We start from the raw sequence: 21,380 nt of genomic DNA, 5'->3' as shown, positions 1-21,380 counted from the left end.
GAAATCGATATTACCACCCTTTGCCCGGGCTTTCATGGCGCAGCCGGCAAAAGCGCGGACAGGCTCAAAAATGCAGGTTGAAAATGATTTTCATTAAGAGTTTGTAGAAGGCTAAGGTATTGAAAATATTTAAATTTAAAGATATCCCTTGATACTTAATGTGGTCATACCAGAAATAATCCGGTGATTCGCGGTGGGCTTGTTTACCACTGCTGCTGGCATTGTTAACATGATCACACTTTTTTGACGTATCCCCCTTTTGGTGCGTCATTTTTACCTTGGTGATAGGCAGGGCATTGCAGGAACACATAGATACGCTGGTTGCGCGTTATGACGACATTACCCGTCTCAAGACGCAACGGGCGTTAGGCCTCATGAGTCGCTACGGGCAGCAGGTATTTCAACTGCTGCCCGTTATGCTGCACTTCAATCACCCCCTGCTGCCAGGCTATGTTTCTGGCGATGTCCCTCATGGTATCTGGAGCTTCAGCGCCACTGCCGAACAGCAAGCCTTTATCGATGACCTTTGTCGCAACGCCAACTGCCTGAATGGTCTGGCAACCCAGGATCGCGCGATTCAGGGACTCTACTCCATGGGCAGTACCTCCTCCATCGGCCAATGCTGCCACTCCGATCTCGATATCTGGGTCTGCCACGTGGCCGGTTTGTCGCAGGAGCGGCTTGAACTGCTGGATCAGAAGTGTCAGCAACTCTCCAAGTGGGCCGAGCAGCGCGGGGTCGATCTCAACTTTTTCCTGATCCCGGAAGACAAGTTCCGCCAGACCAACGATGCCCAGATGCAGGGGGAGAGCTGCGGCAGTGCCCAGCACCTGCTGTTGCTCGACGAGTTCTATCGCAGTGCCATGCATATCGCGGGCAAACGCTTGATCTGGTATCTGGTGCCGATTGCCTGTGATGACCACTACGACGCCTATGTGAACGAACTGTTCGAGAGCGGCAAGCTCAAGCAGGATGACTGGCTCGATCTGGGCAGTTTTGACCGCATTCCGGCCGAGGAGTACTTCGGCTCCGCTTTGTGGCAGCTCTACAAGGGGATCGACTCTCCTTACAAGGCGGTGCTCAAGTCGGTGCTGATGGAGGCCTACTCCCACGAGTATCCCGATACCCGTCTGCTGTCGATGATCGGTCGCGACTGGTTCCAGCATAACGAGGGGATGCACTACCGGCTCGACAACTACTCTCTGATGCTGGACAAGGTGACCAACTACCTCAAGTCCATCGGCGACATGGCGCGGCTCGATCTGGTGCGCCGCTGCTTCTACCTCAAGGTGTGTGACGGCCTCAGCCATCCCAAGGATGATCACTCCCCCGAGTGGCGCCGTGGGCAAATGAGCCAGCTGGTCTCCTACTGGGGGTGGAGTCAGCAGAAGCTGTATCAGCTCGATCACCGCCACGAGTGGAAGATCGAAGAGGTGAAGATTGCCCACGCCGAGTTGCTGGAGGCCCTGATGCAGAGCTACCGCAACCTGATCCAGTTCGCCCGCCGCAACAACATCAGCGAGTCGATCAACCCGGAAGATATCGGCATTCTGTCACGCAAGCTCTATGCTGCCTTCGAAAGCCTGCCGGGCAAGGTACAGCGGATCAACCTCAAGATTGCGCCGGATCTCAGCGAGCCGGATCTCAGCTTGGTACAGGTGCCCCATGGTCGTCTGAATCGTGCCGGTTGGTACCTCTACAAACATTCGCTGGAGCCGGCGGACATCATTGGTCGCGCGCCGCTCGAGTTCAACGGCTACATCAGCAAGCTGGTCTCCTGGGCCTACTTCAACGATTTGCTGACCCCCCAGTCGCGGGTGCACCTGTTCAATCAGGGCTCGGATCTGCACATCGACAATCTGCACCAGTTCTGCCGCGATCTCTCCGGTTGCTTCCCCGAGAAGTACCCGCTGGCCACCAACCTGGCCCTCAGCCGCCCGTGCGAGATCCGTCAGCTCTCCATCTTCCTCAATCTGGAGATGGACCCGACCAGCCACTGGGTCGGTCAGGTAATCGAATTTGATGCCAACACCGTGGATGTCTTCTCGTTTGGCCGCAATCAGGAGTGTCTGGTGGGCTCGGTGGATCTGGTCTATCGCAACTCCTGGAGCGAGATCCGCACCCTGCACTTCCAGGGGGATGAAGCTGTGGTCGATGCCCTCACCACCATCCTCGGCAAGATGCACCAGGATGCCGCCGCTCCCGAGATGATCGAGGTGTTTTGCTACAGCCAACACTTCCGCTCATTGCTCCGATCCCGCTTCGAGACCCTGGTCGCTGAGTGTATCGATCTGCGCCTAGCCCGCGACAAGCAGCAGTTGGTCAAGACCATGGCGCTCGGCAAGGAGAAGTACGGCATCTTCTTTGAGCGGCGCGGGGTATCGGTGAAGAAGCTGGAAAACGCCATCGATTTTTACCGCCACATCTCTCACAACAAGCTGGATCACCTGCCGCTGCGGCTCGACAAGACCCACAGCCAGCATCTGCCGAGCATCGTCGATGCCTACGCCAGTGAAGGCTTGGTGCAGTTCTTCTTCGATACCCGGGATGCGGGCACCAACATCTACATCCTCGATGAGGCGAACCGGGTGGAGATTTACCAGCATTTTGCCGGCAACAAGGATGAGCTGGTGGCGGGGGTCAACCGCTTCTACACCTCCAGTCACGAGCGGTTCAGCGATGACGGTCAGTTCATCAACTTCAACCTGCCCCAGTACTACGAGATAGTGCAGCAGGGTGGCGAGCTGGCGGTGATCTCCTACCGCAGTCAGGGCATGTTGCGGGAGCAGGCACCGCCGACCCGGGAAGTGGGCTGATCCACCAGTTGGCATCGCCATAAAAAACGGCCTGCAATTGCAGGCCGTTTGCTTTTGAGGCAGATCAGGCGCCGAGACGGGCCAGCAGCCAGTGGCGAATATCATCGAGCTGCGGACGGCAGATCTCGTGACGCATCGGGTACTCGTGCCACTCGGGGGTGAGCCCGGCACTTTCCAGTTGGTTCTTGGCATCCCAACCGAGCGACAGGCTCACCACATCGTCATAGATGCCGTGCATGTAGCAGATGGGCAGTGTGCGAGCGGCTTCGCTCATCTCGCCGAGCAGCTTGTCCGCGGCGGCCAGATAGGTAGACATGCAGAGCAGGCCAGCCAGCCGGGCGCGGTAGCGCAGCGCGGTGAAGGAGGCAATCACCCCGCCCTGAGAGAAGCCCACCAGCACTATACGCTCGGGGGCAAACCCGTCGGCCACCAGTTGATCGAGCAGGGCGGCAATCTGGTCGGCCGAGTCACGGACATGGGACTCCACGGCTCGCTCGGCGGGATCCTCAAAGCTCTTGATGTCGTACCAGCCGCGCATCTTGTAGCCCATGTTAATGGTGATCGGCCGCTCGGGGGCATCCGGCAGCAGGTGACGCACCGGCCGCTCGGTGGGCAGGTCCAGCGCGTCCACCAGCGGGGCGAGACCGGCGCCGGAATCCCCCAGCCCGTGCAGCCAGATCACCGCGTGACGGGCATCCTGCGGGTGCAGGTCGATCATGGGAACACCACAGTTTCACCCGCCTGCGTGGTACAGGAGCGGCTCAGCAGGGCTTTCAGCTCGTGACCAAAGCGGTTGTCGATCCAGGTTTCACCCTGTAGTTCGAAGTGGAAGCCGTTCTCGCGGGTAGCGACCCAGATCTGGTGTAGTGGCTCCTGCTTGTTGATGATGACCTTGGTCTTGTTCTCGAAAGAGAGGGTCAATACGCCGCCGTTGCGTTCGCAATCGATATCGGGATACCCCTCGTCGATAATGTCTTCCACATACTGGAAAAAGGTGTCGGTCAGGGCGTGATACTGGTGATCCTTCATCGGTTTATCCTGTTGCTTTTAACAATGTGAGTGCGATTATAGAGGGCCAAAAATTTTTTCGCAGCGAACCATTATGATCACCCAGTTCACCAAGTGTCTGCTTGCCACTCTTCTGTCCCTCGGGTTGGCCGCGTGCGGTCTGACGGGGCCGCTCTATATGCCGCCCCCCGAGCAGCCACAGAGCCAGAGTACACCGCAATCGGCACCGCCTGCGACCTCCGAGGCAGCCACTGAGGCCGCGCCGCACTAATGCCGCACCCATTCTAGGAAGGAACCGCCCCCTTGGATCACTTTAACTACGACGCCGACGGCCAGCTACAGGCCGAGCAAATCTTGCTGCAGCAGCTTGCCGAGCAGTACGGTACCCCGCTTTACGTCTACTCCCGTGCGACCCTCGAGCGCCACTGGCACGCCTTCGACACGGCGGCTGGCAACATCCCCCATCTGATCTGCTATGCGGTGAAGGCCAACTCCAACCTGGCGCTGCTCAACTTGCTGGCCCGTCTGGGCTCGGGGTTTGATATCGTCTCCGGTGGCGAGCTGTCGCGGGTGCTGGCGGCGGGCGGTGATCCGGCCAAAGTGGTCTTCTCCGGGGTGGCCAAGAGCGAAGCCGAGATGCGCCTCGCGCTGGATAAAGAGATCCTCTGTTTCAATCTGGAATCGGAAGCCGAGCTGGAGCGCCTCAATCGGGTGGCGGGCAGCATGGGCAAGAAGGCCCGTGTCTCGGTACGGGTCAATCCGGATATCGATGCCGGTACTCACCCCTATATCTCCACCGGCCTCAAGCAGAACAAGTTCGGCATCCCCATCGAGCTGGCGCCAACCATCTACCGCAAGGCGGCGGCGATGGCGAACATCGAGATCGTCGGGGTGGATTGCCATATCGGCTCGCAACTCACTGAATTGAATCCATTTATGGAAGCGGCTGACAAGTTGCTGCGGCTGATCGACGAGCTGGCGGCGGAGGGGATCCGCATTCACCATCTGGACGTGGGCGGCGGCCTCGGGGTCAACTATGGCGCCGAGCAGCCACCGCACCCGACCGAGTATGCCGAAGCGCTCAAGCAGAAGCTGGCGGGTCGGGATCTGACCCTGCTGTTCGAGCCGGGCCGCGCCATCGTCGCCAATGCCGGGGTGCTGCTGACCCGGGTCGAGTACCTCAAGCCGGGCGAGACCCGCAACTTCGCGCTGATCGATGCCGGCATGAACGACATGCTGCGCCCCTCGCTCTACGGCGCCTGGATGAACATCATCGAGGTAGATAGCCGTGCCGGTCATGCCCCCGCGCTCTATGACGTGGTGGGCCCGGTGTGCGAGACCGGCGACTTCCTCGGCAAGGAGCGCACCCTGGCCATTGCCGAGGGCTCGCTGCTGGCGGTGCGTTCGGCCGGTGCCTACGGCTTTACCATGTCATCCAACTACAACACCCGTCCCCGCGCTGCCGAAGTGCTGGTGGATGGCGCCGAGGCGCACCTGATCCGTGAGCGGGAGCAGTTGGCCGATCTCTGGCGCGGTGAGCACCTGCTGCCCTGATGCAGTAGATAGAGGCGACGGAGTTTTTTACAGCCCTGACAGCAGAGTACAGCAATGCACGATGTTGATGGACTCTTCCGGGATGCATGGGGCTATGGACAATGACTTCATAGTGGTTGATGGTGAATTTTTACAGCCCTGACAGCAGAGTACAGTAATGCACGATGTGGATCGATTCTTCCGGGATGCATGGGGCTGTGGACAATGACTGACGCCCCTTGGTTCGGTGAATTTTTACAGCCCTAACAGCACAGGAATGCACGATGTTGATAGATTTTTCCAAGATGCATGGCTTGGGCAACGACTTTATGGTGGTGGATGGCGTCACCCAGAAGGTCTTTTTCAGCAATGATGTCATCAAGAAGCTGGCAGATCGCCACTTCGGGATCGGCTTTGACCAGCTGTTGCTGGTTGAGCCCCCCTATGATCCGGAACTCGACTTCCACTACCGCATTTTCAATGCCGATGGCAGCGAGGTGGAGCAGTGTGGCAACGGCGCCCGCTGTTTTGCCCGCTTCGTCCGCCTCAAGGGGCTGATCAACCGGGATCGCATCGCCGTCAGCACCTCTCGTGGCCGCATTATGCTGCAGCTCGAAGGGGAGAATCAGGTCACGGTCAACATGGGTGTCCCCCAGTTCGAGCCGAGCAAGATCCCGTTTCGGGCTCAAAAAGCAGAAAAAACCTACCTGTTGCGGGTGCAGGAGCATACCGTGATGTGTGGCGCTGTCTCCATGGGCAACCCTCACTGCGTCATTGATGTACCGTCGGTTGCCGATGCACCGGTCGCCGTGTTGGGGGCCATCATGGAGCGCAACGAGCGTTTTCCCGAGCGGGTCAATGTCGGCTTCTCCGAGGTGGTCAACGCCAGCGAGATCAAGCTGCGGGTATTCGAGCGCGGGGTCGGTGAGACCCTGGCCTGTGGTACCGGCGCGTGCGCCGCTGTGGTGGTCGGCATCAGTCAGGGCAAGCTCAAGGAGCGGGTCACTGTCACCCTGCCGGGCGGCAAGCTGACCATCGCCTGGAAGGGGCCGGGGCAACCGGTCTATATGACCGGGCCAGCCGAGCATGTGTTTGACGGCCAGATAGAGGTTTAGGTAGAGGGGGCGAATGCCCCCTTTGCCCATGTTATCGGGGCAGCAAGCCCTGTTTTTCTAATGGATCACCCAATTTATGAGCGAGCTCAAACGGCAGGAGCAAGCGGTGGACGAAGCCGCTGTGCTGGAGTACCTGTCCCGTTACCCCGAATTTTTCCAGCGCCATGTCACCGTGCTGGACCGGATCCGTATTCCCCATGAACGTAAGGGCTCCGTCTCGCTGGTAGAGCGCCAGCTGGATCGTCAGCGCGAGCGGATTGAGCAGTTGGAGCTGGAGATCACCGAGCTGATGGGCATTGCCAGCGAGAACGAGCGGATCTTCCGGGTCTATGCCGATCTCTATGGCGAGCTATACGGTTGCCAGACCCTGTTTGAGGTGAGTGCCGTGATGGGCAAGGCCTTTGTCCAGCGGTTGCGGTTGACCGGGTTGCGACTCTGGCTCAATCCCAAGCGCTTTGCCCTGAGCGGGCCAGAGCAGCGCTTTCTGGCACAGGGCAAGCAGCTCGAATCCCTGCTGGGGCAGCGTCTTCCGGGGCAGGATTACTACTTTGGCCGCCTGAGCCAGAGCGAGAAGCAGGCGCTGTTCGGCCACGATGTGCTGGTCAACTCGGTCGCCCTGATGCGGCTCGGCGATCTTGGGATGCTGGCCTTCGCCAGCTCGGATCCGAGCCACTTTAGCCCGCACAACGACACCCTGCTGCTGGGCCAGTTGGGTCGCTTGCTGCAGTTGCGTCTGCCCGAGCTGACCCGTGGCTAGGGAATCGGCCAATACACCGCCAGCCTCTGAGCCGCTGCCGTCAGCACTGGCGGACGAGCTGGCGGCCTTTATCGAATACCTGAGGGTCGAGCGCCAGCTCAGCCCTCATACCCGTACCAACTATCAGGGGCATCTCGACGCCATGACCGCCGAGCTGGTGCGACTGGGTCTTTGCGACTGGGGCCAGCTCGATGCGAGTCAGGTGCGCAGTCTGGTGACCCGGATGCACAAAGGGGGGCTGGCGCCCCGTTCGCTGGCCACCAAGGTCTCTGCGCTGCGCAGCTTCTGCGACTGGCAGGTGCGGCAGGGGCGGCTGACCGCCAATCCGGCCCGTGGCATCGTCACCCCCAAGCAGGGGCGGCCGCTGCCGAAAAACCTCGATGTGGACGAGATGTACCAACTGCTCAACATCACTGATGAGCAGGATCCGCTGGCGGTGCGGGATCGCGCCATCATGGAGCTGATGTACTCGTCAGGGCTGCGTCTCGCCGAGTTGGTGGGGGTCAATCTGGTGGATCTGAAGCTTGATGACCGTCAACTCAAGGTGACCGGCAAAGGCTCGCGGGAGCGGGTGCTGCCCATCGGCCGGATGGCGGTCGAGTGGCTGCAGAAGTGGCTTAAAGTGCGCCCGCTGCTGGCCGGGGACGAGAGCGAGGCGCTGTTTCTCTCCAGTCGCAAGCAGCGGCTGTCGGCTCGCTCGGTGCAGGCCCGCCTCGATGGTTGGGGCAACAAACAGGCGCTCAATGCCCATGTCCATCCCCACAAGCTGCGCCACAGTTTTGCCACCCATATGCTGGAGTCTTCCGGCGATCTGCGGGCGGTGCAGGAGCTGCTGGGGCACGCCGACCTCTCTACCACCCAGATCTACACCCATCTCGACTTCCAGCATCTGGCCAAGGTCTATGACAGCGCCCACCCAAGGGCCAAGCGTGACCCGGATGCGCAGGAAGATGAATAACGGGCCCTGAGCCCCCGTCGCAGAGGAGAGCCCATGCACTTCTATCGCCGCTGGCAGCCGGTTGCTGCCATCTCGTTTGATCTCGATGACACCCTCTATGACAACGGCCCCGCCATCGTGCGCGCCGAGCAGTGGATGCTCAACCATCTGCGCAGCGAATATCTGGCCACCGCCATGCTCGACCAGGCACGCTGGCTGGCGCTCAAGCGTAGCGTGTTGAAAGAGATGCCCGAGCTGCACCACGATGTCAGTCTGGCGCGCCAGCAGACCATCCGCGCCGCCATGGTCGCGGGGGGCATGGCTGACCAGCAGGCCAGCCGTGAGGCGGAGCAGGTATTTGCCGCGTTTCTGGTGGAGCGCTCGAAGATCGAGGTGAGTGAAGCGACCCATAAACTGCTGGCCAACCTGGCGGAACGCTACCCGCTGGTGGTGATCACCAACGGCAATCTGGATCTGGCGCAAGCCGGACTGGATCGCTACTTCACGCTGATCTGCAAGGCGGGCGCGGGCACCAGAATGAAACCGGCGGCGGATATGTTTGAGCAGACCCGCAGCGCCCTCAAACTGCCACCTGAGCAGATCCTCCATGTGGGGGACCATCCCGAGACCGATGTGCTGGGCGCTCGCTTGCATGGCTTTCGTGCCGCCTGGCTCAATGAGCGGCAGCAGCCGTGGCATTCAGTGCAACTGCTGCCAGATGTCGAGATCAATGGGCTGGAGGAGTTGGCCGGGCTGCTGTTTTGAGGGTGGTTAGGAGCTTGGCAGCTTGCTGTATTGATCTGGTGACCCATAATTATGAGCAGTTTGCTTCGGCAAACAGATTGGAATACTCATAACATGGATGGACATCACTATGCCTACGATCGACTCCTTGCTGGCGGAACCCAAACTGCTACCCCAGATCCCTGAAGTGATGCGCGACTTGATTCAGACGTTCAACGAAAAAGACCCTGATCTGCTCAAGATCAGTAAATTGATCAACAAGGATCCGGTCATCTCTGCCAAGTTGTTGCGCTTGGCCAACTCGGCCAAATTTGGCAGCAGTCGTCAGGTCGCCACCGTCAATGAGGCGGCTGTTCGGCTGGGGTTGGCGATGGTGCGCAACATGGTGCTGGCTTGCGGGCTCACCGAATCAGTCAAAGCGGTGCCCGGCATCAATCTCCAACACTTCTGGGGTTGTGTTTTCAACGTAGCGGAGTTGGCCCGTCGTCTGGCGGTCAAGAAAGGGATGAAGGGGGAGGAGGTCTTTACCTGCGCACTGCTGCACGATCTTGGTCGCCTCATCATGCATGTGGGACTGCCAGAAAATACGGTGAATCACATTCACGATCTGGAGCAACATAAAGGGCGAGCGAAGGCGGAGGAGCTGGTGATTGGCTTCAATTATGCTCAGGTCGGGGCGGCGATGGCCAGATACTGGAAGTTTCCAGACACCATCAGCAATGCGGTGGAGTATCACTACAACCCCATGAAGGCGAAAGAGTTTTCCTCAGAGGCAGGGTTTATCCATCTGGCCATCGTGTTGGCGGCCCAGTCCGATGTGGGGGAAGAAGCCCCCCCCGAGTGGCCTCAGAAAGTGGCGGAACAACTGGGGCTGACATGGGCCGATTGTGCTGCCCAGTTCAGCGCGCTGCGGGAGCAGGGCAACGGCTATGCGGGGTTATTGGCAGCCTGAGTCGCTTCATTTGATGTTACAAGGGGCCTATATGGCTCCTTTTTCATGACTAAAGAATCTGCAGGCTTGTCAGCCCGGGAGTGACGGGGCACTCTTTGCCTTTCACTTTCCGTTTGAGAGCCTTTGCCATGATTGCCTCCTCCCGCCTGATCCTGCGCGAAATGATCGCCACCGACGCCCCCTTCATTCTTGAGCTGCTCAATGATGGCGACTTTTATCGCTACATCGGCGATCGGGGCATTCGCACTCTGGAGCAGGCGCAGGAGTATATCCAGCAGGGGCCTGCGGTGAGCTATGCCCGCTACGGCCATGGCCTTTATCTGGTTGAGCGAAAGGAAGATGGTGCCTGCCTCGGCATTTGCGGCCTGATCAAGCGCGATACCCTGGAGCAGGTCGATATCGGTTATGCCTTCCTGCCGCAATATCGCGGTCAGGGCTATGCCATTGAAGCGGCGCAGGCTGCCCTTGCCGATGGCAAAAGCCGATTGGGGATCGGCCAAGTCGTCGCCATCGTCACCCCGGGCAACGCGCGTTCCATCGGCCTGTTGGCCAAGCTGGGGCTGGTGCGCAGCCGTCTGGTCAAGTTGAGCGAAGATGCTGACGAATGCCTGCTGCTGGAGCAGTGATCGGCAAGTCAGAGAATGGGAAAACGACTAGTGAAGTGCTGCTCAGGTTGAACGACAAGCAAGAGAGTGGGTCTGGATAAAGGGCGAGAGAGGGAGAAGCAAAGAGGCCGCCGTGAGTTGCGGCCTGTCTGCATCGGGCGCTGCCGGTGGGCAGGCAGGATCAGTTGAGGTCTTCGATGGAGAACTCGCCAGCGATACCATCACAGGAGATGGCGAAACCGCCGCTGAAGCGGGTGCTGAACTGGATCAGGAACGCATCGGAATCCTGCTCTTGTGGAGGCAGGTTGATGGGTTTGCTGCGACGCAGGGGCTTGTGTGTATGTATGGCTTTCATCATGGTATTTCTCTATATAAATTAGGTGTTTGCTCCTTGTATTGGCAAATGTCAGGTTAATGGACGCGGTTGATTTTGGATCAACAAGCGCGCAGGAATACCCAGCCCGGTCAGGGGCGTCTGCACTTTTCAAGGAATGCGCCAAAGAGTATGCGGATGCATAGTTCAATGTAGTGGGCAGATCGGGTCTGCACCGTGAGAGCCGGGCAACGCAGGCAGACAGCCTGACGGTTCTCAAGGCGAGTAAATCAGAGGAAGGTTATGTGGGTACTGGCAGGATTCATCTAACGTTGAAACATTGCGAACATAAACAGGGCTGATTAACTAGCCGGGGCGCATTCTCTCCTCGAAATGAATAAAAAGCAAACAATAATTTGGCGATACTCGCTGAAAATCATTTTTTCTGTGCGTTAAACCACCAGCTGGCAGTAACAAAGAGGGCTCCCGATGGGAGCCCTCTCTTATTCTACAAGCAAGTTCCGGAGTGACTCAGTAGTCACCACAGGCCTTCTTGGCGGCAGTGATCATCGGGGTGATGGTCATGCCTTGCACCACGATGGAGAACATCACCACCGAGTAGGTCATCACCAGGATCACTTCCCGCAGATCCACCCCGTGTTCGGGGATCATCATGACGCCTGACGGGAGCGCCAGGGCCATCGCCATGGCCAGACCGCCGCGCAGACCACCCCAGGTGAGGATCCGTACCGAGAAGGTGTTGTAGCTGCGGAATCTGCGGAAGGCCATATAAGGCAACGACACGCTGATGAAGCGGGCGGCCAGGCAGAGTGGCACCGCGATGACCAACAGCACCCAGTCATGCCAGGAGAGTTCCAGCAGCACCAGCGCCAGACCGATCAGCAGGAACAGCAGGGCGTTGAGGAACTGATCCATCAACTCCCAGAAGTGATCCAGGTGATGACGGCTCTGTTCGGAGAAGCCGGAGTGGCGAGTCCAGTTGCCGATCATGATGCCGGTTACCACCATGGCCAGCGCGCCGGAGACGCCGATCATGTTGGCGAAGGCAAAACCGGCGGTCGGGATGCAGAGGGTCAGCAGCAGCTCAAGGGAACCATCGTCGGTGGCGCTGATCATCACGTGGGCGATCAGGCCCAGCACGGCGCCAAACAGAATGCCGCCGAGGGCTTCATGCAGGAACAGACCGGCCACGCTGCCGAAGGTGGGCTCGACACCGCCAAAGGCCACGGCAAACACGGTGGCGAAGATGACGAGGCCGACACCGTCGTTGAACAGGGATTCCCCTTCGATCTGGATGGCGATCTGGGGTGGCGCTTGCATCTTCTTGACGATGGCCAGCACCGCAATCGGGTCAGTGGGGGAGATGAGCGCCCCGAACAGCATGCAGTAGACCAGCGGCAGATCCCAACCCAGCAGCTTGGCGATAAACCAGAAGCCGTAGCCAATCATGAAGGTGGAGAGCAGGGTCGCCACGATGGAGAGAATGGTGATCTCCCACTTCTGGCTGCGCAGCGCCTTGAGGTTGATGCCGAGGCCACCAGCAAACAGCAGGAAGCCCAGAATCCCTTTCAGCAGGAAGTTCTGGAAGTCGATGCTCTGCATCGTTTTGACGGCAAGAGGTTCCAGATTGAACCAACCCAGTTTACCAAACAGCACCAGCAACGCGGAGATCACCATGGAACCGGCGGTGATGGCGATGGTGGTCTGGATCTTCACAACATACTGGTTGGCAAAGGCGATAAAAATCGCCAACGCTGCCAGAAAACAGAGTGTGTAGTAGACGCTCATAGTTATTTTTTTCTCATTAGTAGACAGCAAGCACGTATCCCCATGCGGGACGGGCATAGGGTACTCTCGGGCCCTATGTTACTCATTACCTATAAATGAGTATATCTTGCTATGTTTAGACTGATAGACGGCTAGATTTCCATTTTTTTTGTTTGCTGTTAGGATGCTTGTTACGCAGTTGCATGGATGTAGAGGAGCGAGTCGTGGCGAACAGGAAGCCGAGCATAAAGTCGGACATCACAAAGAAACTGGAATTCTGTCTCAAGGAACGGATCCTGATCATCGACGGGGCCATGGGCACCATGATCCAGGGCTACAAGCTGGGTGAGGCGGATTATCGCGGTGAGCGGTTTGCCGACTGGCATACCGACATCAAGGGCAATAACGATCTGCTGGTGCTGACCCGCCCTGCGGTGATCCGCGAGATCCACGATCAGTATTGCGCCGCCGGCGCCGACATCCTCGAGACCAACACCTTCAACGCCACTCGCATCGCCATGGCCGATTACGAGATGGAGGAATTTTCGGCCGAGATCAACCGTGAAGCCGCTCGTCTGGCCCGCGCCGTGGCAGACGAGTGGACGGCAAAAGATCCCGCCAAGCCGCGTTTCGTCGCCGGGGTACTGGGCCCCACCAACCGCACCTGCTCTATTTCGCCGGATGTGAACGATCCCGGCAAACGCAACGTCACCTATGACCAGCTGGTAGCGGCCTACACCGAATCGACCCACGCCCTGATCGAGGGCGGCGCCGACATCATCCTGATTGAGACCATCTTCGATACCCTCAACGCCAAGGCGGCCGCCTTCGCGGTGGAGGGGGTGTTCGAGGCGCTGGGTTACAGCCTGCCGGTGATGATCTCCGGCACCATTACCGACGCCTCCGGTCGTACCCTCTCCGGCCAGACCACCGAAGCTTTTTATCATTCCCTGCGCCACGTCAAACCGGTTTCGTTCGGTCTTAACTGCGCGCTTGGGCCCGATGAGCTGCGTCAGTATGTGGAGGAGCTTTCGCGCATCAGCGAAAGCCATGTCAGCGCCCACCCCAACGCCGGTCTGCCCAACGCCTTTGGCGAGTACGATCTCGATGCGGGTGAAATGGCGGCCCATATCCGCGAGTGGGCCCAGAGCGGCTTTCTCAACATGGTGGGCGGCTGCTGCGGCACTACCCCGACCCATATTCGTGCCATGAGCGACGCCGTGGCGGGCATCAAGCCGCGCGCACTGCCCGAGCTGCCGGTAGCCTGTCGCCTGTCGGGCCTCGAGCCGCTGATCATTACCCCCGAATCCATGTTCGTGAACGTGGGTGAGCGTACCAACGTTACCGGTTCGGCCAAGTTCAAGCGGCTGATCAAGGAGGGGCTCTACGACGAGGCGCTGGATGTCGCCAAGCAGCAGGTAGAGAGTGGCGCCCAGATCATCGATATCAACATGGATGAGGGAATGCTGGACGCCGAAGCGGCCATGGTGCGCTTCCTCAACCTGATTGCCGGTGAGCCGGATATCGCCCGGGTGCCGGTGATGATCGACTCCTCCAAGTGGGAGGTACTGGAAGCGGGCCTCAAGTGCGTGCAGGGCAAGCCGGTGGTCAACTCCATCTCCATGAAGGAGGGGGAGGCGAAATTTATCGAGCAGGCCAAACTGCTGCGCCGCTATGGCGCTGCCGTGATCGTGATGGCGTTTGATGAGGTAGGGCAGGCGGATACCCGCGCCCGCAAGTTCGAGATCTGCCAGCGCGCCTACCGCATTCTGGTGGATCAGGTCGGTTTCCCGCCGGAAGATATCATCTTCGACCCCAATATCTTCGCGGTGGCGACCGGCATCGATGAGCACAACAACTACGCGGTGGACTTCATCGAGGCGGTGAAGGACATCAAAACGCACCTGCCTCACGCCATGATCTCCGGCGGCGTCTCCAACGTCTCGTTTTCGTTTCGCGGCAACGAGCCAGTGCGCGAAGCCATTCACGCGGTGTTCCTCTATCACGCCATCCAGAACGGCATGGACATGGGGATCGTCAACGCCGGTCAGCTCGCCATCTATGAAGACATTCCGAAGGATCTGAAGGCCAAGGTCGAGGCGGTGGTACTCAATTTGAGTGACAGCGCCACCGAGGATCTGCTGGCCATTGCCGAGACCTATCGCGGTGCTGGCGCTCAGGCGGAGGATCCGCGGGATCAGGAGTGGCGCAGCTGGCCGGTGGGCAAACGGCTGGAGCATGCCCTGGTCAAGGGGATCACTGACTTCATCGAAGAGGATACCGAACAGGCGCGGGCCGAGGCTGATAAGCCACTGCACGTCATCGAAGGGCCGCTGATGGATGGCATGAACGTGGTCGGTGATCTGTTTGGTGCGGGCAAGATGTTCCTACCACAAGTGGTCAAATCGGCGCGGGTGATGAAGCGGGCGGTGGCCTATCTGCAGCCCTATATCGAAGCTGAAAAACAGGGCAGTTACAGCAACGGCAAGATAGTGCTCGCCACCGTCAAAGGGGATGTGCACGACATCGGCAAGAACATCGTCGGGGTGGTGCTGCAGTGCAATAACTACGAGATCGTCGACCTCGGGGTCATGGTCTCCTGCGAGACCATCCTCAAAACCGCGCGGGAGGTCGGTGCCGATATCATAGGTCTGTCGGGCCTGATCACCCCGTCGCTGGATGAGATGGTGCACGTGGCCAAGGAGATGGAGCGTCAGGGCTTCAAGCTGCCGCTGCTGATCGGCGGCGCGACCACCTCCAAGGCGCACACTGCGGTGAAGATCGAGCAGAACTACAGCGAACCCGTGGTCTATGTCTCCAACGCTTCTCGTGCGGTGGGGGTGGCCCAAAGTCTGCTCAACCCCGAGCTCAAGCCCGCCTTTGTCGCCCGTATCGACAAGGAGTACGAGATTGCCCGCGAGCAACATGCCCGCAAGCAACCCAGATCCAAACCGGTCAGCCTGGCCCATGCCCGTGCCAACCGCCAGCAGCTGGATTGGGTCGGTTACCAGCCACCCAAGCCCCGCGAGCTTGGGGTGCAAAAGTTCGAAAACGTGCCCATCTCGGTGCTGCGCCCCTACATCGACTGGACCCCGTTCTTCCTGAGCTGGGAGCTGGCGGGCAAGTATCCGCGCATCCTCGAGGACGAGATTATCGGCGAGGAGGCAACCACCCTGTTTGCCGATGCCAACGCCATGCTCGACCAGCTGGAGCAGGATGGGAGCGTGCGCTGCGCCGGTATTATCGGCCTGTTCCCGGCCAACGCGGTGGGGGACAGCATCGAGGTCTACAGCGACGAGTCCCGCATCGAGGTCATCAAGGTGCTGCACCACCTGCGCCAGCAGAGCGAGAAGCAGGGCTTCCCCAACTACTGTCTGGCGGACTATGTGGCGCCGAAAGAGAGCGGCAAGCCGGACTGGATCGGCGCCTTCGCGGTGACCGGCGGTATCGGTGAAGAGGCCATCGCCAATGCCTACAAGGCGGATCACGATGACTACAATGCCATTCTGATCCAGGCGGTGTGCGATCGCTTGGCAGAGGCCTTTGCCGAGTACCTGCACCAGCAGGTGCGCAAAGCGCATTGGGGTTATGTTCCCGATGAAGCGCTCTCTAACGAAGAGCTGATCCGCGAGAACTATCAGGGCATTCGCCCAGCCCCCGGTTATCCGGCCTGCCCGGAGCACACCGAGAAGGGCAGCATCTGGGAGTTGCTAGAGGTGGAGCAGGCCATCGGCATGACACTCACCGAGTCCTACGCCATGTGGCCGGGGGCGGCGGTGTCGGGCTGGTACTTCTCTCATCCCGACAGCAAATACTTCGCGGTGGCGCAGATCCAGCAAGATCAGGTTGAGGATTACGCCACCCGCAAGGGGATGACCCTTGAAGAAGCAGAACGCTGGTTGGGGCCGAATCTGAGCTGAATCACGATTCTCGACGTGTCACAGGTTGATCTTTGACAACAAACGGCGGCATCCTTGCACTGGTTTGATGAACCGCATGGAGCCGCCGTTTGCCGTGTTGATAACTCTCATTTGGCAGCGTGCTGTTTTGTGTGGTTTGTCTTGTTGTCAGGAGAAACAATTGGCGTTGTCTTGGCGCTGTGGCGCCTTATACTCTCCCGCCCCAACCTGCCCAGGCGTTGCCTTCTAGCGGAATTTTCATGAAGATTGCCATTTTATCCCGTGAGCCGAAAAATTATTCCACCCGCCGTCTGGTCGAGGTGGCGCAGGCGCGCGGCCATCAAGTCGAGGTGCTCGACACCCTGCGCTGCTATATGAATATCGCTTCCCACAATCCTTCGATCCATTACGAGGGCGGGGAGCTGGAAAGTTACGATGCGGTGATCCCCCGGATCGGGGCCAGCATCACGTTTTATGGCACCGCCGTACTGCGCCAGTTCGAGATGATGAACACCATGGCCCTCAACAGCTCGGTGGCCATCAGCCGCTCCCGCGACAAGCTGCGGGCGATGCAACTGCTCTCTCGCCACGGTATCGGCCTGCCCATCACCGGCTATGCCCACAGCACCCACGACGTGCCTGATCTCATCACCATGGTGGGCGGTGCGCCGCTGGTAGTGAAGCTGCTGGAGGGAACCCAGGGGATTGGTGTGGTGCTCTGTGAGACCCAAAAAGCCGCCGAGAGCGTGATCGAGGCCTTTATCCAGACCAATAACAACATTCTGGTGCAGGAGTATATTCGCGAGGCCAATGGCGCCGACATCCGCTGTCTGGTGGTCAACGGCAAGGTGGTGGCAGCTATGCGCCGTCAGGCCCAGCCGGGAGAATTTCGCTCCAACCTGCACCGTGGCGGCACCGCCGAGGCGATCAAGATCACCCCGGAAGAGCGCGCCACCGCCGTGCAGGCCGCCAAGATTATGGGGCTCGATGTAGCGGGGGTGGATATTCTGCGCAGTGCCCGTGGCCCGCTGGTGCTGGAGGTCAACTCCTCCCCCGGACTGCAAGGGGTGGAAGCCGCCTCCGGCAAGGATGTGGCCGGCAAGATCATCGAGTTCCTCGAACTCAAGGCGAGCCGCAAGAACAAACCGGCGGAGTGAGCCTCGGGTTTACAGCCGTCAGATAACAACAGGGCGCCCTCGGGCGCCTTGTTGCTATCTGGCTGGTTGGTTGGCGTTGGTACAGCGCCCTCACCCTGACCCTCTCCCAAAGGGAGAGGGAGCTATTCGGCGTTAATCATCGCCAACCGGGCGCTGAACACCCCATCCTCCAGCCGGGTGTCGATCTGCCAGCCCAGCTTCTCGCAGATGCGCTGGATGATGGTAAGGCCGCAGCCGTAGCCGAGGATCTGATCCGGCGCCGCTGCCGTCGGGTTGCTGATGGTCAGCACCGGGCCGCACAGCTCGATCTCGATATGTCCGTCGGCATAGCTCAGGGCATTTTTCAGCAGGTTGCCGAGGGCGATGGCGAGCAGGGAGAGGGGGGCATTTACTGCGCTGCTCTCGTCCAGGTTCAGCCGGATATCGAGCGCCTCCCGCTGTAGCAGCGGGGCGAGGCGGGCCAACTCTTGACGGATCAGCGGGGTGACCTGTTGCAGTGGTCGTTCCACCGCCTCCTTGCGGCCCAGCAGCAGGAAGGTCTCGGTGAGCAGCGCCATCTCGTCGGCGGCGGCGCGAATGCGGATGGTGGCGCGGGCAGCTGGCGCGGGCAGATCCGTCACCTTGCCGAGCAGGGCGGCCGAGCCCTGGATCACCATGTTGGGGGTGCGTAGCTCGTGGCTGGCGAAGCGGCTGAACTCCTGCTCGCGGGCGAACACAGCGCTGACTTCTTGCTTTCCTGCCAGCAGCGCCAGCTCGATATCCCGCAGCTCCTGCCAGGGGGCGTCGGGCTCGAAATCCGCCTGATCCGGGGTGAGGTGGGCAACCCTGTGTTGCAGCCGTTGCAGCGGCCCGGTGATATGGCGCACCAGCCAGATACCGAAGCCCAGCGAACTGAGCAGCAGCGCCAGCCCGATCAGCCGGGTCGCCAGATGCAGCTTGTCTTCGTAGGGGTCGAGGTAGTCATCGGCGTCGTCGTTGAACACCAGATAGAGTAGTCCCTCGCCGGAGGGGTGACGGGCCACCAGAAAGTGTTTGTCCTCCTTGCCCAGCTGGTGTTCGAAAAAGCCCGAGGTCTGGTAGGGCTTCAGCCACCTCGGCAGGCGGCCCGCCTCGGTCCAGTAGCTGGAGAACTGTCTGGGGCTCGGGGCGGCCGCCGCCGGGCCGAGTCGCAGCCAGTCATCGCTGTAGCGGGTCACCTCCGCCTCCAGCCAGTGGCGCAGGCTCAGCTCCTCCATCTTGTCTTCGGCCACCAGCATCAGGCCGGAGAGCAGGATCAGCAGCACCACCCCGGCACCGCCGAGCGCCATGATCAGGCGGCGGCGCAGGCTCGGCAGACTCATGCGCTCACCAGTCGGTAGCCCTGACCGTGCAGGGTTTCCAGCATGGGAGTGGGGAAGGGTTTGTCCAGCGCGTTGCGCAGGGCGTAGATGTGGCTGCGCAGGGCATCAGAGTCGGGCTCCTCATCCCCCCAGACGGTGTCGAGCAGCTCCTGACGGCTGACGATGGCGGGGGCGCGGCGGGCCAGCAGCGTGAGGATCTGGAACGGGATCTTGCCGAGCTTGAGGGGCTCACCGGCACGGGTGGCGCGGCCGCTAGCGACATCGACCGTCAGATCGCCGAAGCTGATGGCCCCTACATCGCCGCGCGGGCCACGCAGACTGAGGGCTTGCAGCCGCACCTCCAGCTCCTCCATAGCGAATGGCTTGACCAGATAGTCATCCCCTCCCGCCTTGAAGCCCGCCAGCTTGTCTTCCAGACTGTCGCGGGCGGTGAGAAACAGCACTGGGGTCGGGATCCCCTGCTCGCGCAGGCGGGCCACCGTGCTGAGGCCATCGAGCCGTGGCATCATCACATCCATGATGATGACGTCGAAACGTTGCTCCTCCAGCAGTTGCAGCGCCGCCTGACCGTGATAGGCACAATCGAGGCGGTGACCGGCCAGTTCCAGATAATCCATGATGGTTTCCGCTACCTGAGGATTGTCTTCCACAACCAAAATCTTCATGCTTTGCTCTCCTGGTTGGTGAGCGCTTCACGCTCTTTTCACACCGGATACGGCATCCTGTTTGCCAGTGTAACCCCGAGGATCCCCGATGAAGAAGTTTCTCTGCGCGCTCCTGTTGCTGATTTTGTTGCCACTTGGCACCGTACAGGCGACCGAATTCAAGCTGACCGGCCGTACCACCTGGCAGCTTGGCCAGCTGATGGTCAACGGCATGCCGTTCATGATCGACGACCAGACTCGCTTCAAGGATTGGCTCAACGAAGATGACCTCGGCGGTACCTGGGTCGAGATGAAGGGGGTGGTGGAAAACGGCGTGCGCTATGTGCGCAAGGTCGAAGCGCTCGATGAAGATGACAAGGGCGAGATGGATCTGGAAGGGCCGGTCGAGGGTGGGCGGATCTGGGGCTACACCACCTCGGACAACAGTCTGACTCCGTTCGAAGGGCGCTGGCTCGAGCTGGAGTGCAAGTTTGACGGCATGCGCCTGAGCCGCTGCCGCGAGGATGACTGATCCGATCTGCCCTGACGAATTCGCAATGACACCGAATGAAGCCCATGCTTGTCCAGCATGGGCTTTTTTGTTCAGGGACGAACCAAGATGGAACAAGCGAGAAAATGGTGTGCATGGATGCTGGGAGTGCCGCTCTGGGCGGTGCAGGCGGGCGCCGACGAATTGTGGCTGGTGGAGCTGGAGCACAGCGATGGCATCCGCCTGCAATTTCAGGGGGCCGAGGTGGAGCAGGGCAGTGCCGCCGTCTGGCGGCAGGGAGTGGTTTGGGATCAGCCGCTCAAACCGGGCGACCGCCTCGCCCTGCTGGTGGCCGACGGGGTGGCCACCCGGATCGAGCTGCTGGCCGCCAGAGCGCCGCTGGCCAATCAGCCCTGGCAGCGGGCGCAAGATCGCCTGCAATCCTTTGATAAACAGCAACTCACGTTGGCAGCACTGGGCACTGTGCCACTCAATTCCGAGGTGCGCTGGGTTAACGGTTCGGCCGCCGATCTGCACGCCGGCAGCGAGCTGGTGCTGATCCGCGACGAACAGGGCCGCTTAAGCGAAATCCTGGTGGTCAATCCGGAGGAGTAGTTGACCCGTCTACGATAGGCGGGTTTATCCTCTGCCCGTTGGATGAAGGAACCCCTATGTTGACGATTACCCTGCTGGCCAGAGAACTGGGTCTGAGCCGCACCACATTGCTCTATTACGAACGTCTCGGTCTGCGGCTTCCCGCCTTGCGCGGGGAGAACGGTTATCGCCGCTATGGCGAGGCCGAGCTGGAACGGGGGCTGCAGATCGCCAACAGACACACGAGGAGATCCCCATGGTAGACAAGGCACGCTGGGTTGCCATTATGCAGGCTGCAGGCATGACCGAAGAGATGATGCGCAACTGGCATATCCAGTTCGAGAAGATGGAGCCACAGGCCCATCAGGAATTCCTCGAATCCCTGCAGATCCCCGCCTCGGAGATCGCAGCCATCCGCACCTGGTCGCGCGGGGAGTAACTCCGTCTGATCACAGCGCCAGCCGTTGAACCATATTGTTAACGGCTTGTGCTTTACATTTTCGCGCTTATACTGGCGCCATCTTGTCGGAGTGCTGACCGTCGAACGACGCAAAGCTGAGACCGTTAATTCGGGATCCGTGGAACCTGATCAGGTTAAAACCTGCGAAGGGAAACAAGGGTAACTTGCGGGTTACCGCGCCGGGGGCGTCATGTTCATAGAGAGCAAAGCCCCCGCTCATCGAAGGGA

At 60.0% G+C, this 21,380-nt stretch carries 21 protein-coding genes and 1 riboswitch; of the genes, 15 read left to right on the top strand and 6 right to left on the bottom strand.

The genetic code is table 11. The features are described 5' to 3' along the window. Positions 1-296 precede the first annotated feature (296 nt). Positions 297-2,816, top strand: coding sequence for a class I adenylate cyclase (locus CF137_RS12535; RefSeq protein WP_139719376.1), 2,520 nt, complete (start codon positions 297-299; stop codon positions 2,814-2,816). 64 nt (positions 2,817-2,880) lie between these two features. On the opposite strand, the gene CF137_RS12530 is transcribed toward CF137_RS12535, so the two are convergent. Next, a complete protein-coding gene (locus CF137_RS12530) occupies positions 2,881-3,534 on the bottom strand; it encodes an alpha/beta hydrolase (RefSeq protein ID WP_139719374.1) in 654 nt (217 codons plus the stop codon). Next, positions 3,531-3,845, bottom strand: coding sequence for an iron donor protein CyaY (cyaY, locus tag CF137_RS12525; RefSeq protein WP_042024573.1), 315 nt, complete (start codon positions 3,843-3,845; stop codon positions 3,531-3,533). The genes CF137_RS12530 and cyaY overlap by 4 nt, the downstream gene beginning before the upstream one ends. Before the next feature lie 73 nt (positions 3,846-3,918). On the opposite strand from cyaY, the gene lptM reads away from it, so the two are divergent. From lptM to CF137_RS12485, 8 genes are all read left to right on the top strand, one after another. Then, positions 3,919-4,095: an LPS translocon maturation chaperone LptM gene (gene lptM / locus CF137_RS12520; protein ID WP_139245159.1), complete on the top strand. Its 177-nt coding sequence runs from the start codon at positions 3,919-3,921 to the stop codon at positions 4,093-4,095. A 32-nt stretch (positions 4,096-4,127) separates the two neighbouring features. Then, positions 4,128-5,378, top strand: coding sequence for a diaminopimelate decarboxylase (gene lysA / locus CF137_RS12515; protein WP_139719372.1), 1,251 nt, complete (start codon positions 4,128-4,130; stop codon positions 5,376-5,378). A gap of 263 nt (positions 5,379-5,641) precedes the next feature. Beyond that, positions 5,642-6,472, top strand: coding sequence for a diaminopimelate epimerase (dapF, locus tag CF137_RS12510; RefSeq protein WP_042024577.1), 831 nt, complete (start codon positions 5,642-5,644; stop codon positions 6,470-6,472). A gap of 76 nt (positions 6,473-6,548) precedes the next feature. After that, entirely contained in the window at positions 6,549-7,229 is a 681-nt protein-coding gene (locus CF137_RS12505) for a DUF484 family protein (protein WP_162515508.1), read from the top strand. Next, positions 7,222-8,187 carry a tyrosine recombinase XerC gene (gene xerC, locus CF137_RS12500; protein WP_139719369.1) on the top strand — a complete coding sequence of 322 codons (966 nt, stop codon included), beginning with the start codon at positions 7,222-7,224 and terminating at the stop codon, positions 8,185-8,187. Before CF137_RS12505 ends, xerC begins: the two co-directional genes overlap by 8 nt. A gap of 33 nt (positions 8,188-8,220) precedes the next feature. After that, positions 8,221-8,931, top strand: coding sequence for an HAD-IA family hydrolase (locus tag CF137_RS12495; protein ID WP_139719367.1), 711 nt, complete (start codon positions 8,221-8,223; stop codon positions 8,929-8,931). Between the two features lie 109 nt (positions 8,932-9,040). Next, positions 9,041-9,862 carry an HDOD domain-containing protein gene (locus tag CF137_RS12490; protein WP_101320688.1) on the top strand — a complete coding sequence of 274 codons (822 nt, stop codon included), beginning with the start codon at positions 9,041-9,043 and terminating at the stop codon, positions 9,860-9,862. 128 nt (positions 9,863-9,990) lie between these two features. After that, positions 9,991-10,488, top strand: a complete 498-nt coding sequence (locus tag CF137_RS12485; RefSeq protein ID WP_139719365.1) for a GNAT family N-acetyltransferase — start codon at positions 9,991-9,993, stop codon at positions 10,486-10,488. Between the two features lie 160 nt (positions 10,489-10,648). Here the strand turns inward: CF137_RS12485 and CF137_RS22100 are convergent, their stop codons facing one another. After that, the gene (locus tag CF137_RS22100; RefSeq protein ID WP_098980954.1) at positions 10,649-10,825 is read right to left on the bottom strand and encodes a hypothetical protein; all 177 of its coding nucleotides are present in this window, start codon (positions 10,823-10,825) and stop codon (positions 10,649-10,651) included. A gap of 486 nt (positions 10,826-11,311) precedes the next feature. Then, the gene (locus tag CF137_RS12475; RefSeq protein ID WP_139719362.1) at positions 11,312-12,589 is read right to left on the bottom strand and encodes a cation:proton antiporter; all 1,278 of its coding nucleotides are present in this window, start codon (positions 12,587-12,589) and stop codon (positions 11,312-11,314) included. A gap of 182 nt (positions 12,590-12,771) precedes the next feature. Between CF137_RS12475 and metH the strand changes: the two genes are divergently transcribed. Together metH and rimK are read left to right on the top strand one after the other, a co-directional pair. After that, complete coding sequence (metH, locus tag CF137_RS12470) at positions 12,772-16,488, top strand: methionine synthase (protein ID WP_139719359.1); 3,717 nt, start codon at positions 12,772-12,774, stop codon at positions 16,486-16,488. Between the two features lie 239 nt (positions 16,489-16,727). After that, positions 16,728-17,624, top strand: coding sequence for a 30S ribosomal protein S6--L-glutamate ligase (gene rimK, locus CF137_RS12465; protein ID WP_042024591.1), 897 nt, complete (start codon positions 16,728-16,730; stop codon positions 17,622-17,624). A gap of 122 nt (positions 17,625-17,746) precedes the next feature. Here the strand turns inward: rimK and CF137_RS12460 are convergent, their stop codons facing one another. Both CF137_RS12460 and CF137_RS12455 read right to left on the bottom strand, forming a co-directional pair. After that, the gene (locus CF137_RS12460; protein ID WP_139719357.1) at positions 17,747-18,964 is read right to left on the bottom strand and encodes a sensor histidine kinase; all 1,218 of its coding nucleotides are present in this window, start codon (positions 18,962-18,964) and stop codon (positions 17,747-17,749) included. Next, entirely contained in the window at positions 18,961-19,629 is a 669-nt protein-coding gene (locus CF137_RS12455; RefSeq protein WP_139719354.1) for a response regulator transcription factor, read from the bottom strand. Before CF137_RS12455 ends, CF137_RS12460 begins: the two co-directional genes overlap by 4 nt. 88 nt (positions 19,630-19,717) lie before the next feature. Here CF137_RS12455 and CF137_RS12450 point away from each other — a divergent pair, with 88 nt between their 5' ends. From CF137_RS12450 to CF137_RS22190, 4 genes are all read left to right on the top strand, one after another. Continuing rightward, entirely contained in the window at positions 19,718-20,140 is a 423-nt protein-coding gene (locus tag CF137_RS12450) for a hypothetical protein (protein ID WP_139719352.1), read from the top strand. An 87-nt stretch (positions 20,141-20,227) separates the two neighbouring features. Next, positions 20,228-20,713 (top strand): hypothetical protein, encoded by a 486-nt coding sequence (locus CF137_RS12445; RefSeq protein ID WP_139719350.1) that lies wholly within the window; start codon positions 20,228-20,230, stop codon positions 20,711-20,713. A gap of 56 nt (positions 20,714-20,769) precedes the next feature. Next, positions 20,770-20,955 (top strand): MerR family DNA-binding transcriptional regulator, encoded by a 186-nt coding sequence (locus CF137_RS22195; RefSeq protein ID WP_204787372.1) that lies wholly within the window; start codon positions 20,770-20,772, stop codon positions 20,953-20,955. Beyond that, on the top strand, positions 20,949-21,131 hold the full coding sequence (locus CF137_RS22190; protein ID WP_204787371.1) for a MerR family transcriptional regulator: 183 nt from the start codon (positions 20,949-20,951) through the stop codon (positions 21,129-21,131). The genes CF137_RS22195 and CF137_RS22190 overlap by 7 nt, the downstream gene beginning before the upstream one ends. A 77-nt stretch (positions 21,132-21,208) precedes the next feature. Then, positions 21,209-21,322: riboswitch (TPP riboswitch) on the top strand. Positions 21,323-21,380 lie beyond the last annotated feature (58 nt).

The sequence above is a fragment of the Aeromonas sobria genome (genome assembly GCF_006243315.1).
Lineage (GTDB): Bacteria > Pseudomonadota > Gammaproteobacteria > Enterobacterales > Aeromonadaceae > Aeromonas > Aeromonas sobria_A.
This window is presented reverse-complemented; position numbering and strand designations above follow the sequence as displayed.

What these genes read in the sequence shown, in the direction of transcription:
- CF137_RS12530 (WP_139719374.1), bottom strand. Translation starts at nt 3,534, where the DNA reads ATGATCGACCTGCACCCGCAGGATGCCCGTCACGCGGTGATCTGGCTG.
- cyaY (WP_042024573.1), bottom strand. Translation starts at nt 3,845, where the DNA reads ATGAAGGATCACCAGTATCACGCCCTGACCGACACCTTTTTCCAGTAT.
- lptM (WP_139245159.1), top strand. Translation starts at nt 3,919, where the DNA reads ATGATCACCCAGTTCACCAAGTGTCTGCTTGCCACTCTTCTGTCCCTC.
- dapF (WP_042024577.1), top strand. Translation starts at nt 5,642, where the DNA reads ATGTTGATAGATTTTTCCAAGATGCATGGCTTGGGCAACGACTTTATG.
- CF137_RS12505 (WP_162515508.1), top strand. Translation starts at nt 6,549, where the DNA reads ATGAGCGAGCTCAAACGGCAGGAGCAAGCGGTGGACGAAGCCGCTGTG.
- CF137_RS12495 (WP_139719367.1), top strand. Translation starts at nt 8,221, where the DNA reads ATGCACTTCTATCGCCGCTGGCAGCCGGTTGCTGCCATCTCGTTTGAT.
- CF137_RS12490 (WP_101320688.1), top strand. Translation starts at nt 9,041, where the DNA reads ATGCCTACGATCGACTCCTTGCTGGCGGAACCCAAACTGCTACCCCAG.
- CF137_RS12485 (WP_139719365.1), top strand. Translation starts at nt 9,991, where the DNA reads ATGATTGCCTCCTCCCGCCTGATCCTGCGCGAAATGATCGCCACCGAC.
- CF137_RS22100 (WP_098980954.1), bottom strand. Translation starts at nt 10,825, where the DNA reads ATGATGAAAGCCATACATACACACAAGCCCCTGCGTCGCAGCAAACCC.
- CF137_RS12475 (WP_139719362.1), bottom strand. Translation starts at nt 12,589, where the DNA reads ATGAGCGTCTACTACACACTCTGTTTTCTGGCAGCGTTGGCGATTTTT.
- metH (WP_139719359.1), top strand. Translation starts at nt 12,772, where the DNA reads ATGGATGTAGAGGAGCGAGTCGTGGCGAACAGGAAGCCGAGCATAAAG.
- rimK (WP_042024591.1), top strand. Translation starts at nt 16,728, where the DNA reads ATGAAGATTGCCATTTTATCCCGTGAGCCGAAAAATTATTCCACCCGC.
- CF137_RS12460 (WP_139719357.1), bottom strand. Translation starts at nt 18,964, where the DNA reads ATGAGTCTGCCGAGCCTGCGCCGCCGCCTGATCATGGCGCTCGGCGGT.
- CF137_RS12455 (WP_139719354.1), bottom strand. Translation starts at nt 19,629, where the DNA reads ATGAAGATTTTGGTTGTGGAAGACAATCCTCAGGTAGCGGAAACCATC.
- CF137_RS12450 (WP_139719352.1), top strand. Translation starts at nt 19,718, where the DNA reads ATGAAGAAGTTTCTCTGCGCGCTCCTGTTGCTGATTTTGTTGCCACTT.
- CF137_RS12445 (WP_139719350.1), top strand. Translation starts at nt 20,228, where the DNA reads ATGGAACAAGCGAGAAAATGGTGTGCATGGATGCTGGGAGTGCCGCTC.
- CF137_RS22195 (WP_204787372.1), top strand. Translation starts at nt 20,770, where the DNA reads ATGTTGACGATTACCCTGCTGGCCAGAGAACTGGGTCTGAGCCGCACC.
- CF137_RS22190 (WP_204787371.1), top strand. Translation starts at nt 20,949, where the DNA reads ATGGTAGACAAGGCACGCTGGGTTGCCATTATGCAGGCTGCAGGCATG.